Origin of the sequence: Pseudomonas sp. NBRC 111131 (assembly GCF_001320525.1) — a bacterium.
GTDB lineage: Bacteria > Pseudomonadota > Gammaproteobacteria > Pseudomonadales > Pseudomonadaceae > Aquipseudomonas > Aquipseudomonas ceruminis.
Window position 1 is genome coordinate 1 of sequence record NZ_BCBH01000061.1, and the last position, 13,616, is coordinate 13,616.

Sequence of the window (13,616 nt, forward strand, 5' to 3'; positions counted from 1 at the left end):
AAGAAAGCGCCGTTCTGAGGTAAGCGTCCGGCCAAGTCACCTTCCGAACTCCAGCATTAAGGGCGATGGTGTCCGCGTATTTTTAAGCGGACGCGATAGCCCTTATCGCCGGGATTTCCATGCGCCAACGAAGCTCTTACCCCAAACCGTTCAAGGCCCAGGTTGTTCAGGAATGCCTGCAACCCGGTGCGACCGTTTCCAGCGTTGCCATCCGCCCCGCCGCGTCAGGATAGTTGTCGTGTGAGTTGATTCGATGAGTCTTGTTCGGTGGGCGGAAGTGAGAGCCGTGTGGCGCGTTATTCGATAGAGCATCGGGAGTGGGTGGTGCGGCAGATGATGCCGCCCTTGAACCGGACGGTGCCGGAGCTGGTGGAAGCGACAGGCATTACTGATGCCACCCTGTATGCTTGGCGCAAACAGGCCAGAGCAGCGGGAGCAGTGGTGCCGGGAGATGGACAGCAGGCCGACCAGTGGTCGAGCCAGGACAAGTTTCGGGTGGTGCTGGAAAGCGCCAGCCTCAATGCGGCTGAGCTGGCGGAGTACTGCCGGCGCAAAGGCCTGTATGTCGAGCAGATCAACGCCTGGCGCGAAGCCTGCGAGCAGGCCAACAGCCTGGCTCAGCCGAGCAAGACCCGGCGCGAACGCGAAGAGGAAAAGGCCGCGAAGAAGCGCATCAAGCAGCTGGAGCGTGAACTGCGGCGCAAGGATGCGGCGCTGGCAGAAACCGCGGCTCTGCTGGTGTTGCGAAAAAAAGCCGAGGCGCTCTGGGGGAAGGACGAGGACGAGTGATCAGCGCCCCGGATCGCCGTGGAACGCTGCAGTTGATCGAGGACGCCGTGGCGGCGGGAGCGCGGCGGTCGCAGGCCTGCGCCGAACTGGGCCTGTCGCTGCAGCAGATCGTGGCGCGGCTGGCCGATCAGGGCACCTGGCTGGCCTCGGAGTCGACCTTTTACCGGTTGCTGAAGGACGCCGAACAGCAGCATCCGCGCGGCCGTAGCCGCCCACCGGTGAAACGAGCGCTGACGACCCATGTGGCCGACGGCCCGAACCAGCTGTGGTGCTGGGACATCACCTGGCTGCCGACCACGGTCAAGGGCCGTTACTTCTACTGGTACATGATCAAGGACGTCTACAGCCGGAAGCTGGTGGCCAACGAGGTGCATGAAAGTGAAAGCGCCGATCAGGCCGCCCAGCTGCTACGCCAGGCCTGCTTACGTGAACAGCGAGCAGGCCAGCCGCTGGTACTGCACTCGGACAATGGCAGCGCGATGAAGGGCTCGACCATGCTGGCGGCCATGCAGAACCTGGGTGTGATGCCCTCGTTCAGCCGCCCGCGGGTGAGCAATGACAACGCCTATGCCGAGGCCTTGTTCCGCACGGCGAAGTACTGCCCGCTGTGGCCGGAGCGGCCGGAGCGGCCCTTCGACACGCTGGAGCAGGCCAGGAACTGGGTGAACAGCTTCGTGGCCTGGTACAACCATGAACATCGCCACAGCGCCCTGAAGTTCGTGACCCCGGCGCAGCGACATACTGGCCAAGCGGAAGAGTTGCTGCGCAAGCGTATCGAGCTGTACGAGGCGGCGCGTGCACGGCACCCGGAGCGCTGGAGCGGCAACATCAGGAACTGGGTGCTGGCACCAATCGTGTGCCTGAGGTTTTCCTGTGGTGTTGTTATGCGCTCAGGATGACAGCATGAAAATCTGGTGGGTAACATGTGGCTATTACGTACTGCGGATTCCACGCCATTCGGACACTCAGCCCACGCTGATCCGGACACCTGTTCCACGCTCATTCGGACAGGCAGTCGGAGCGCAGCTCCTCTCGGCCCACCCATTGACTCAAGTCAGCCGTGATTGCCTAATTTCAGCTGTTCATTGTCATCTCCTCCGCGTCTCAGCGACGTGCCTCTGGCAGGTCGGTACAACTACCATGGGCGACTTCCGCCGCCATGCCCACGGTCTCACCTAGTGTTGGATGGGGGTGGATGGTCTTGCCGATATCCACGGCGTCGGCGCCCATTTCGATGGCCAGGCACACTTCACTGATCAGGTCGCCCGCGCCGGTGCCGACGATGCCGCCACCGACCAGCCGATGGGTCTCGGCATCGAACAACAGCTTGGTGAAGCCCTCATCGCGACCATTGGCAATCGCCCGGCCTGAAGCGGCCCAGGGGAATACCGCGGCCTCGACCTTGATGCCCTTGTCCTTGGCTTCCTGCTGAGTAAGACCAGCCCACGCCACCTCGGGGTTGGTGTAGGCGACGCCAGGAATTTGCAATGCGTCAAAGGTGCTACGCGCCAGCTCGGCATTGCTCAGCGCCTCGCCTGCTGCCACTTCGGCAGCGACGTGCCCCTCGTGCACCGCCTTGTGGGCGAGCATGGGCTGGCCAACGATATCGCCGATGGCGAAGATATGCGGCACGTTGGTGCGCATCTGCTTGTCCACGGCGATAAAGCCGCGCTCACCCACGGTGATACCAGCCTTGTCGGCATCGATCTGGTTGCCATTGGGTTTGCGCCCCACCGCCACCAAGACCAAGTCATAGCATTGCGGCTCAGCGGGGGCCTTTTCACCCTCGAAGCTCACCCAAATGCCCTGCTCGCTGGCCTCGGCTTTTACCGTGCGGGTTTTCACCATCACATTATCGAAACGGTGGCTGTTGTATTTTTCCCAGACTTTCACCAGGTCGCGGTCAGGCCCTTGCATCAAGCCGTCGAGCATTTCGACCACGTCGATACGGGCGCCAAGCGCCGAATAAACAGTCGCCATCTCCAGGCCGATAATCCCGCCGCCCACCACCAGCATGCGTTTGGGCACGGTACGCAGTTCCAACGCCCCGGTGGAGTCGACGATGCGTGGATCATTCGGCATAAAGGGCAGTTTTACCGCCTGGCTGCCGGCGGCGATCACGCACTGTTTGAAGCGGATGACCTTCTTCTCGCCGGTTTGCTCCTGGCCGGAGCCCGAGGAAACGGCCACTTCAATACGGTGGGGATCGAGAAAACGCCCAAAGCCACGCACCACATCGACCTTGCGGCCCTTGGCCATTCCAGCGAGCCCGGTGGTCAGCTTGTTGACCACCGATTCCTTGTGCGCGCGCAGCTTACCGACATCGACTGCGCCGGCACCGAACTCGATACCCAGAGCTGCCAGATGGGGCACCTCTTCCATCACATTGGCGATATGCAGCAAGGCCTTGGACGGAATGCAGCCCACGTTCAGGCATACGCCGCCAAGGGAAGCATAACGCTCCACGATTATGGTTTTCTGGCCCAGATCGGCGGAGCGAAAGGCGGCGGAGTAGCCGCCAGGGCCTCCGCCCAGAACCAGCACGTCGCATTCGAGATCAGAGCTGCCGGCATGGCTAGCAGCCGCTGTGGGCACGACAGCAGGCGCCGAGGCTGCAACAGCGGGCACGGGAGCGGACGCAGACGGCGCAACAGCCGCCTCCGACTCCAGCTTCAACAGCACAGCGCCTTCGGCCACTTTATCGCCGACGCTGGCCAGCACTTCCTTGACCACGCCAGCGGCAGAAGACGGCACATCCATCGTAGCCTTATCGGACTCCAGTACGCAGATCGGGTCGTCGACGTTCACCACATCGCCTACCTTGACCAGCACCTCGATCACCGGCATGGCCGCGGCATCGCCGATACCGGGCATCTTCACTTCAAAAACCTGACTCATGAGCTAGCCCCTTACAGCGTAATTCGACGGAAATCAACCAACAGAGCAGCCAGGTGCTGAAGGAAACGGGCCGCAGCAGCGCCATCGACCACGCGGTGATCCCAGGACAGGGCCATGGGCAGAATCAGGCGCGGGGCGAACCCACTGCCATCCCACACCGGTTTCATTTGCGCACGGGTAACGCCGAGGATCGCCACTTCTGGCGCGTTGATGATGGGGTTGAAGCCGGTACCGCCAATGCCGCCCAGGCTGGAAACGGTAAAGGTGCCGCCGGTCATCTCGGCGGGACCCAGCTTGCCGTCGCGGGCTTTTTTCGCCAGCTCGCCACATTCGCTGGCGATCTGGCCGATGCCTTTCTGATCGGCATCGCGAATCACCGGCACCACCAGCCCGTTCGGCGTGTCGGCGGCAAAACCGATGTGGTAGTACTGCTTCAACACTAGGATTGGCTCGCCGTCTTCGTTGCCCAACGAACTGTTGAACTGCGGGAAGGCTTTCAGCGTGGCCACCGCTGCCTTGATCAGAAACGCTAACATGGTGTACTTGATCGCGTCTTTGCCGCCTTCCTTATTCAGTTGCACGCGGAACGCTTCCAGCTCGGTGATATCCGCTTCTTCGTTGTTAGTAACGTGGGGAATCATCACCCAGTTGCGCGCGAGGTTGGCACCCGAGATCTTCTTGATCCGCGACAGCGCGACCTTCTCGATGGTACCGAATTTGGCAAAATCGACGTCCGGCCACGGCAGCAGATTGAGCCCGGCACCTGAGTTGCCCGAGCCAGGCACGGGGCTGTCCAGGCGAACCAGGGCATCTTTGACGAAGCGTTCGACATCCTCGCGAAGCATTCTCCCGCCTTTGCCAGTAGCCACCACCTTGGTTACGTCTACACCCAGCTTGCGCGCGTAGCTGCGAACCGAAGGGCTGGCATGGGGTTTCAGACCTGGCGTACTCACCGCTGGCGCAACAGCTGCCACCGGCACCGGTGCAGCCGGACTGGCGGCCACGGGGGCCGGCGCTGCACTCACCGGTGCATCCGCCACTGCTGGGGTATTCACTGGCGCCGCAGCGGCAGGCGTTTCATCGGCGGCCATCTGCAACCTGAGCATGGCACTGCCTTTGGAAACCCGATCACCTACCTTGAGGCTGACCGACACCACGGTGCCGGCCACAGGGCTCGGCACATCCATCGATGCCTTGTCCGATTCCAGAGTCAGCAAAGGGTCGTCGAACGCCACTGTATCGCCCGGTTTGACCAATACCTCGATCACCGGAAGGTCCTTGAAGTCGCCGATATCCGGCACTTGAATTTCTCTGATTTCACTCATGACTAACCGTCGCCAAGAAAGTGGATCCGCTCCCCCTACAGGGAGCGGATGGAACGCTCATCGAGCGCGAACGAAGAGACAACCCGTTAGCGCGCCCACGGCGCCGGTCGGCTACCATCCAGGCCGTAGCGCCCAATGGCGTCAGCCAACACCTGACGCGGCAGCGTGCCGTCACGCACCAGACCGTCCAGGGCGGCGAGAACCACCTGGTGACGATCCACTTCAAAGAAACTGCGTAAGGCGGTGCGGGTATCACTGCGGCCAAAGCCGTCGGTGCCCAGGACTATGAAACGCGCATCGACGTAGCTGGCGATCAGTTGCGGCCAGGCACGAACGTAGTCGGTGGCAGCAATCACCGGCGCGGTGCCTGCGAGGGAGGCGCACAGGTGGCTGACCTGTTCCGGCTCAGCAGGATTCAGACGATTGTGGCGCTCCACATCACGCGCCTCGCGCGCCAGCTCGCTGAAACTGGTGACGCTCCACACCTCGCTCGACACCTGCCAGTCGGCAGCCAGCAGCTCGGACGCGGCGATCACTTCGCGCAGGATGGTGCCGCTTCCCAGCAACCGCACCGCGCCACGCGGCGACGGCGCATCGGTCGCGGCATAACGGTACATGCCGCGAATGATGTGATCCTCGACGCCGGTCGGCAGCGACGGTTGAGCGTAGTTCTCATTCATCACGGTGATGTAGTAGAACTCGTCGACATCACGCTCCATCATCTGGCGCATGCCGTGATCGACAATCACCGCCAGCTCGCCGGCGAACGCCGGATCGTAGGCGCGGCAATTGGGCACGGTGGCGGCCATAACATGACTGCTGCCGTCCTGGTGCTGCAGCCCTTCGCCACCCAAGGTGGTACGCCCGGCGGTAGCGCCCAGCAAGAAGCCGCGGGCACGTTGGTCGGCCGCTGCCCAGATCAGGTCGCCGACTCGCTGGAAACCAAACATCGAGTAATAGATGTAGAACGGCAGCATCGGTTTGCCGTGGGCACTGTAGGAGGTCGCAGCCGCTACCCAGGAAGACAGCGCACCGGCTTCGGTAATGCCCTCCTCCAGCAACTGACCATCCTTGGCTTCACGGTAATACAGCATCGAGCCGGCATCTTCCGGCTCGTACAGTTGCCCCAGCGGCGAGTAGATACCGATCTGGCGGAACAGGTTGGCCATGCCGAAGGTGCGTGCCTCGTCGGCGACGATAGGCACCACGCGGGGACCCAGTTCCTTGTCTTTAAGCAAACCACCGAGCATCCGTACCACGGCCATGGTGGTGGACATTTCTTTGCCGTCGGCTTCGAAGGCAAAGCGTGCGTAGTCGGCCAGGGCCGGCACGGCGACGTGCTCTTTGCCCTTCTGCCGCGCCGGCATATAGCCGCCCAGCGCCGTTCTGCGCTCTTGCAAGTAACGTATTTCCTGACTGTCCTCAGTCGGACGATAGAAGCGCAGTTGCGCGACGTCGTCGTCCGACAGTGGCAGCGCGAAGCGATCACGAAATGCCTTGAGTGCATCGATATCCAGCTTCTTGGCCTGGTGCGAGGTCATGCGCGACTCGCCGGCACCGCCCATGCCGTACCCCTTCTTGGTTTTTGCCAGGATCACGGTCGGACGCCCCTTGTGCGCCTTGGCTGCAGCGAACGCGGCATACAGCTTGCGGAAGTCGTGACCGCCGCGCTTGAGCGCATCGATATCGGCATCGGACATATGCGAGACCAACGCCTGGATTTCCGGATCCTGCTGGAAGAAGTGCAGCAGGTTATAGGCGCCGTCCTTGGAGCCGAGGGTCTGATATTGACCATCGACGGTCTGGGCAAAGCGTTGCAACAGGGCATTACTGCTGTCCCGCGCAAACAACGGATCCCAGTCCGAGCCCCAGATGACCTTGACCACATTCCAGCCGGCGCCGGTAAACAGCGCTTCGAGCTCTTGAATGACCTGGCCGTTGCCACGCACCGGGCCATCCAGACGCTGCAAGTTGCAGTTGACGATAAAGGTGAGGTTATCGAGCTTTTCCCGTGCGGCGAGGGTGAGGCCGGCAATGGACTCCGGCTCATCCATTTCGCCGTCACCAAACACCCCCCACACATGGCGGTCGGCGGTTTCGGCCAGATTGCGATGCTCGAGGTAACGCATATAACGCGCCTGGTAGATGGCACTGATCGGGCCAATACCCATCGAGCCGGTGGGGAACTGCCAGAAATCGGGCATCAACCACGGGTGTGGATAAGAACTCAGGCCATTGCCGCTCACTTCCTGGCGGTAATTGGCCAGTTGCTCCTCCGACAGACGTCCCTCGAGGAACGCCCGGGCGTAAACGCCAGGTGCCGAATGCGGCTGGTAAAACACCAGATCGCCGCCGTGCTTTTCATCACTGGCACGAAAGAAATGGTTAAAACCGACCTCGAAGATTTCGGCGGCAGATGCATAACTCGCAATGTGCCCACCCAAATCCCCGTAAGCCTGATTGGCGCGCACTACCATGGCCAGTGCATTCCAGCGAATGATGGAAGTAATCCGTTCCTCGACAGCAAGGTCGCCTGGATAGGGCCCCTGCTTTTCAATCGAAATTGTGTTCCGATAAGCCGAGTACGGGTGCACATGCGAGGTGATGCCAAGTGCTCTTGCGTGTTGCTCTAATTGTTTAAGCAGAAACTGGCCACGCTCGGAACCACCATCGCGCACGACGGCCTCTAACGACTCCAGCCATTCCCGTGTTTCATCTCGGTCAATATCCATAGACGCCACTGACCCAGTTATCGAATTTTCGTTTAGCACACCCATATCTGCCTCCGCTCTTGTTACTGTTAGCTTAGAGGTAAACCGACAGAACATGCCGCCGTACTAATCTTCATTACTACCAATTTTCGGCATATAATGCTGCCAATCAACACAAATGAGGCGTAACATGCCGCAAGCACAACTCGACTCAATAGACCTGCGCATCCTCGAAGAACTGCAGGCCAACGCTCGACTCACCAACGTCGAACTCGCATCCCGCGTGCATCTATCGCCCTCGCCCTGCCTGACAAGAGTGAGGGCATTAGAAGAATCGGGTTTGATCAGTCGTTACGTAACCCTGCTTGACCCTTATGAACTAGGTCTGAGCGTCAGTGTATTTATCCAAATTACGCTGGAGCGCCAGGTAGAACGCGCATTAGAGACTTTTGAAGAGGCGATACAAAACTACCCGGAAGTCATGGAGTGCTATCTAATGACCGGCGACGCTGATTACCTGATCCGGGTTGTGGTACCCGATGTACAGGCACTCGAACGATTTATTGTTAATCAACTTTCCAAGATCCCGGGCGTCGCAAATATTCGCTCGAGTTTCGCGCTCAAACAGGTCAAATACAAAACGGCACTACCACTTCCCCGCACAGACTCGACTAAAACAGGCACCGGCAAACTTCGGCATAAATAACCCCCCCCCCACTTCAGGTGGTGCGAAAACCTCCAACCGCCGCGTTGAGGGCGTCGCCCACCTGCTCCAACCCGCGCACTGACGTTTCCAGCAAGCCGTTCGCCGCGGTGCTTTGCTCAGCGACCGCCCGTACTCGCTCCATGCTTTCGCCAACCTGTTCGGCCACCGCACTCTGCTGTTCGGCCGCCGCAGCGATCTGCTGACTCATCTGCTCGACTGTCGAGACTGCCGCGGCGATTTCCTGCAAAGCCTGTGACGCCTGCTCGGCAAGCACCACACTCTCGCCGGTCAGCGTGTGGCTCCCTCGCAAGCGGCTGGCTGTTTGCTCGGCCACCGTACGCAGCTGCTTGATGCTAGTGGCAATATCATCAGTGGAAGCTTGTGTCCGCCGCGCCAGGTGGCGCACCTCGTCCGCCACGACAGCGAAACCCCGACCGTTTTCGCCCGCCCGTGCTGCTTCAATCGCCGCATTCAGGGCCAGCAGATTGGTTTGCCCGGCCAGGGTATTGATCACATCGAGAACCTTGCCGATCGCCGCACTCTCGTTAAGCAGCGAGCCCATTGCCTCGGAACAGCCGCTCATTTCCTGTGCCAGGTGACCGATCTTGGTCGTCGCCTGACGCACCAACTCTTTGCCTTTACCCGCCTGCCTATTGGCCTGCTCGACTGCATCGCGGGTCTAACTGGCATTGCGCGCGACATCCTGCGCGGTGGCGGCCATCTGTTGCATGGCGGTGGCCGCTAATTCAGTCTCCTCGTGCTGCAAGTCGACTCCCTCACGAGTACGCTCAGTCACCTGAACCAGGCCGCTGGTGGCCTGGTTCAACTGCCCGACACCCTGGCCAATCCGGCCGATCAGCCCACGCAGACTGTCGAGCATGACGCCGACGCTGCCGAGCAGATGCCCCAGCTCATCACGTCGTCTGGCCGCATCGATCTGTGCGCTGAGATCGCCAGATGCCACGAACCGGGTAAGCTCACCGGCCTGACGCAGCGGCTGCAGGATCAAGTGGCGAATCAGCAGACCGGCACCGATGCCAAAGCCAAGCGCCAACAGCACAATCCCCCCAAGCAGCCGGGATACCCGCTGGCTCATCGACTGCGAAGCCTGCACCTGCGCGATGTGGGCCGCGCCAAGCAGTGCGCTTACCCTGTCAGCAGCGTCATTCTCGCGTCTTGGCTATCGCTGGCTTGATCACGACTTGCGGCATAACCGTTGAATGCGGCGCTGTATTCCGCCAGCGCCGTACTCGCCTGGGTCAACGACTCCCGCTCTGAACCCTCAAGCCGCAGCTCCAAGTTTTCCATGTACGAGCGCAGTTCAATAACTCTCGCCTCCCAGGCGTTGCGCACATCTGTGCTGCCGTCGAGAGTGAAATAGAGTTCGCTGTCACGCAGGTTTGCCAGCTTGTCACGCAGCGTGGAGGCTTGTTCAAGCTGCAGCATACGCACCGAATCAGCCGGCTGCGCCTGCGAGGCCAGGAGGTTGACCGCGTCGAGCTGATCCAGCATCACCACGGTGAACCGCTCGCCAAGCACCTGGGCCAACTGCTGCATGCGCAGGCGAGCTTCGCGAGCATCACGCTGGGCTTGAGCGTACCGCTTGAACTGGGCGAGATAGATTTTTGCCGCCTCCACGGAGTCGCCCGACCCGGACTCCACCTGGGACCTCTCCAGCAACGAGACGAGCTCATCGGTTAGGCCGACAACCGTGTTAGCCTCGTCTTCAGCCAACTCCAGGCCAAACGCCTTTACCGCTACCTGCGCTTGCAGCATCAGTGACTCGACGGATGCGACGTCGTTCATCTTCTCAGCTCGCACTTCGAGCACGTTGAAGGCATAGAACGCTGTGGCGGCAACGCCTAGTCGATGACGCGGAATCCGACTTTGTTCCGATAGCCTGTAACTAGATATTTTGTGAAAAGCTGCACCATCTCCAATTGGAGATGGTGCGGCAGAGTCACCAGTGGGTACGTCAGGTTAATTGGGTATCGATACGTTGCAGAGCCTCTACCAGGTATTTTTTAAACACTGGGTAGTTTTCACTCATAGGGAAATGTCCGATGTCCTCCATCTCAATGAATGACCCACCCTTGATCTGGTCGGCCGTTTCTTTGGTCGCGGAAGGAGGAGTCAGATAGTCATAGGTCCCGGTCATCATCACTACTGGACACTTCTCGCCATCGATCTGTCCAAGCTTGTCCCGCAAATCATGATCGACTGAGTAGAAGTAGAGATCACCTTTGAACGCTTCCGCGCCCTGACTGTAGTAATGCCATGTTAGCCAACGGTCCTTGTCTGACGACATTGGCGCCATCAAATCCCAGACTCCGCTTGCGCAAACTTGTGAGGCATTGGCATGGGGGTGATGCCACCAGTCAAGGTAGAATCCTGGCGCATACGCAGCAGCTTCGACCGGTATCACCGCCTTGAATCTGTCCGGGTGACGTAGAGCGAGCTGCAGAGCGACATTGCCTCCGAATGAAGAACCCATGAAGATCGGATTCTCCAATTCGAGCGCGTCGCAGAGGGCAACGATGAAGTTTACGTAGTGGTCGGCCGTGAGACGGTACTCCTCTTTCCACCACTCCTTATTAAGAGGTGGATCTGATTTCCCGTGACGCGGAAGATCGTAGGCGATAACCAGATAGTCCTTCGTAATATCATCGTCTTCGAGCAGATCTCGCCATTGATGATTGTGGCATCCAGCAGTGTGCTGGCAGATTAAAGGTTGGCCGCTGCCATTTTGGTTGTAAAACACCTTGTATTCGCAACCGTCCACCTCGAGGGTTACATAATGTCCTGTTACCGGTGAAATTCGAGACATGTTTCTTCTCCGACGAGATTCTGATTAAACCGGTACGCCGGTTTTACGAAGCAATTCAATTTGAATGGTGATGTTGCGAAGGTTCTGCATTAGCACAAGCAGATCGCCTTCCATCTTCAAATCCTCCCGGAACGAAGCCGCCCAGATACCATGGAACATTGGCGGTGGCGTCTCCATGCCAAATTTTTTCCACGTGGCGGCACTTGCCCGAAAGGCGAATTGGTAGCTATCGAGGGGGGCGGGGTTGACATTAATGTCGTTGACCTTGCCATCGCGCATATCAACGATGACTTTTGCAGTTTCCATGTCGAGCATGTACGTACACGTGAAGTACTTACCCATTGATTGGATCGTGGCATCAGAATCAGAATGCTCGCGAAATTTTTGGGCCCAAGATTGTACGTGTGTATCCATGACTTTCTCCTCTTTTTGTACTTTTTTCGAAAAATCAGTCATCGGTCATCGAACTGTTGACGCCAATGCCGAATTGACCCGTGTGCTGATGCAAGACTCACCCACCTCCAAGTTAGCACAAATCCAGCAAAGGCAATGATTCGCGAAGAAGAACAGACTGGGTCAATGACATGTCAGCAACTGTGTCAATTTGTCGCCGGCACCAACAGATAGATCGCAGCTCCTGTATCGATCGCTTAAAATCAGGCGCTGCGGTTTACCAGCTTAAGAGGTGCGGCACTGCGCTGTTGAGCCAGGTATCGAGTGCAACAAACCCGTAGGAATGAGGAGAAGTTCATCGCCTCATCGCGCGCTTTGGTGATCTCCTCATAGAGATTGGTGATCAACTGGTTGGTGGTCAGGCCTTCCACGGCGGACATCTCTGTGAGGATGTCCCAAAACTGGTTTTCCAGTCGCAGAGTCGTGATCACGCCGTGTATACGCAACGAGCGTGACCGAGATTCGTACAGTATTGGATCGGCTTTGATATACAGCTCGCACATTTTGAGGCCCTCCCGGTAAAAGGATTATTTCCCTCTTCAGGCAAAAAGGGTAATAGGCCAATACTACACGTGGCGCTCCAGCCAGGGTTGCAGTATTGCCTCTGCCCAACAGACTCATTTCGAAATCCAGGCAATGACCGCTGCCCAATGTCATCAACTTTGGAAATTATCCATAATATCATATGATTAGCGCTCAAATCAGTGCATGGGAGAAGCCCTTTTGACTACCTATACCGCATCGCTTGACACCCCCAGCCAAACCCTGACTTGAAAATTGTACAAAAAACAACCAGTCCGCTCGATTGTCCCGCCTTCATCGCCGCCCACCGCCAGAATCCTCAAGACTTTACCCTCCGACGCCAGCTCACCTTCAAGAACCTCGTCCTGTTCCTGCTCAATCAGCCACGCACGGCCCTGCAAACCGAACTCGATCAGTTCTATCGCGTACTCAATCAGGCGTCGACTGAGACGCAAATGGTCACTGCGCAGGCCTTCTGCAAAGCGCGCAAAAAGCTCAACCCCGAGGTATTTGAAAGTCTCAATCGCCTCCTGCAGCAACAAATTGACTGCTTAGGGCTGCGCCAGAAGTGGCGTGGGCTGAGGGTGCTCGCGGTGGATGGCTCGACCGTGCATTTACCCCTGGAGTCGACCATGGCGACCTTCTTTGGCAGTCACTCTGGCTTTCCCATGGCTCGCTTGTCCACACTCTACGAAGTCGCTGACGGTCAAACCTTGCATAGCCTGATCGTGCCCCTGACCGTCGGCGAGCGCGACTGTGCCCATCTGCACCTTGAGCACCTGCCGGCTGACAGCCTGACGCTGTTTGACCGTGGTTACCCTGGGCACTGGTTATTCGCGCTGTTCGCGCAGCAACAGCGGCACTTTCTGATGCGCCTGCCCTGTGGCTATAACGCCCAGGTCAAAGCGTTTCTACACTCTGACCAAGTTGAACAGAGCTTTTCGTGGCCAACCATCCTGAAGCATGTCTGTTCTGCTCCGAGGCTGGCGTTGATCCTGCCAGCCAGATCGAGCTGAGACTAATCCGGGTCGAGTTGGCCAACGGCGAAAGCGAGGTATTGCTGACCTCGCTGCTGGATCGAGAAGCCTTTCCCGCTGAGGTGCTTGCCGAGCTTTACCACCGCCGCTGGGGCATCGAAACCGATTTCCGTCGCCTCAAACAAACCCTGACGCTGGACAACTTCAGCGGCCGCAGCGTGACCGCTGTAAAGCAGGACTTTCATGCCGCTCAACTGTTGAAGAACCTGGCGCTGTTGATGCAGCACCTGCTACAGCCGGTCATCGAACAGCGCCACAAAGGTCGCAAGCTGCGATGGAAAGTCAACTTCACCCAAGGCGTGTCACGGCTCAAAAATACCCTGGTCGAGCTGCTGGTGCGGCACTGTG

Annotated in this window: 12 protein-coding genes and 1 pseudogene; 4 read left to right on the forward strand and 9 right to left on the reverse strand. The window is 58.9% G+C overall.

What is annotated here, in order from left to right; genetic code table 11:
- The first annotated feature begins 119 nt into the window (after window positions 1–119).
- Both APH34_RS30505 and APH34_RS27685 read left to right on the forward strand, forming a co-directional pair.
- Window positions 120–233, forward strand: a complete 114-nt coding sequence (locus tag APH34_RS30505) for a transposase (RefSeq protein WP_080641052.1) — start codon at window positions 120–122, stop codon at window positions 231–233.
- A gap of 55 nt (window positions 234–288) precedes the next feature.
- Window positions 289–1,688 (forward strand): IS3 family transposase gene (locus APH34_RS27685; RefSeq protein ID WP_371259966.1). Its coding sequence is split into 2 segments (ribosomal slippage): window positions 289–775 and window positions 775–1,688, totalling 1,401 coding nucleotides; the frame shifts between segments, so codons are not numbered across the junction.
- A gap of 205 nt (window positions 1,689–1,893) precedes the next feature.
- Here APH34_RS27685 and lpdA read toward each other — a convergent pair.
- The 3 genes from lpdA to mdeB all read right to left on the reverse strand — a co-directional run bounded on the left by lpdA (window position 1,894) and on the right by mdeB (window position 7,789).
- The gene (gene lpdA, locus APH34_RS27690) at window positions 1,894–3,687 is read right to left on the reverse strand and encodes a dihydrolipoyl dehydrogenase (RefSeq protein WP_009681889.1); all 1,794 of its coding nucleotides are present in this window, start codon (window positions 3,685–3,687) and stop codon (window positions 1,894–1,896) included.
- A gap of 11 nt (window positions 3,688–3,698) precedes the next feature.
- Window positions 3,699–5,012 (reverse strand): dihydrolipoyllysine-residue acetyltransferase, encoded by a 1,314-nt coding sequence (gene aceF, locus APH34_RS27695; protein WP_009681890.1) that lies wholly within the window; start codon window positions 5,010–5,012, stop codon window positions 3,699–3,701.
- A gap of 86 nt (window positions 5,013–5,098) precedes the next feature.
- Window positions 5,099–7,789, reverse strand: a complete 2,691-nt coding sequence (gene mdeB, locus APH34_RS27700; protein WP_047150276.1) for an alpha-ketoglutarate dehydrogenase — start codon at window positions 7,787–7,789, stop codon at window positions 5,099–5,101.
- Window positions 7,790–7,913: 124 nt separating this feature from the next.
- Here mdeB and APH34_RS27705 point away from each other — a divergent pair, with 124 nt between their 5' ends.
- Window positions 7,914–8,429, forward strand: coding sequence for an Lrp/AsnC family transcriptional regulator (locus APH34_RS27705; protein ID WP_009681892.1), 516 nt, complete (start codon window positions 7,914–7,916; stop codon window positions 8,427–8,429).
- Between the two features lie 13 nt (window positions 8,430–8,442).
- Here the strand turns inward: APH34_RS27705 and APH34_RS30150 are convergent, their stop codons facing one another.
- The 6 genes from APH34_RS30150 to APH34_RS27725 form a co-directional block, all read right to left on the reverse strand.
- The gene (locus APH34_RS30150; protein ID WP_236183104.1) at window positions 8,443–9,054 is read right to left on the reverse strand and encodes a methyl-accepting chemotaxis protein; all 612 of its coding nucleotides are present in this window, start codon (window positions 9,052–9,054) and stop codon (window positions 8,443–8,445) included.
- A gap of 54 nt (window positions 9,055–9,108) precedes the next feature.
- Complete coding sequence (locus tag APH34_RS30155) at window positions 9,109–9,525, reverse strand: methyl-accepting chemotaxis protein (RefSeq protein ID WP_009681894.1); 417 nt, start codon at window positions 9,523–9,525, stop codon at window positions 9,109–9,111.
- Window positions 9,526–9,575: 50 nt separating this feature from the next.
- The gene (locus APH34_RS30160; protein ID WP_009681895.1) at window positions 9,576–10,235 is read right to left on the reverse strand and encodes a hypothetical protein; all 660 of its coding nucleotides are present in this window, start codon (window positions 10,233–10,235) and stop codon (window positions 9,576–9,578) included.
- A gap of 169 nt (window positions 10,236–10,404) precedes the next feature.
- Window positions 10,405–11,256 carry an alpha/beta fold hydrolase gene (locus APH34_RS27715; protein ID WP_033690130.1) on the reverse strand — a complete coding sequence of 284 codons (852 nt, stop codon included), beginning with the start codon at window positions 11,254–11,256 and terminating at the stop codon, window positions 10,405–10,407.
- Window positions 11,257–11,280: 24 nt separating this feature from the next.
- Window positions 11,281–11,670, reverse strand: coding sequence for a hypothetical protein (locus APH34_RS27720; protein ID WP_009681897.1), 390 nt, complete (start codon window positions 11,668–11,670; stop codon window positions 11,281–11,283).
- A gap of 242 nt (window positions 11,671–11,912) precedes the next feature.
- Complete coding sequence (locus APH34_RS27725; RefSeq protein WP_009681898.1) at window positions 11,913–12,212, reverse strand: ribbon-helix-helix domain-containing protein; 300 nt, start codon at window positions 12,210–12,212, stop codon at window positions 11,913–11,915.
- Window positions 12,213–12,479: 267 nt separating this feature from the next.
- Between APH34_RS27725 and APH34_RS27735 the strand changes: the two are divergent.
- Window positions 12,480–13,616, forward strand: a pseudogene (locus APH34_RS27735) (IS4 family transposase); the annotation flags it as partial.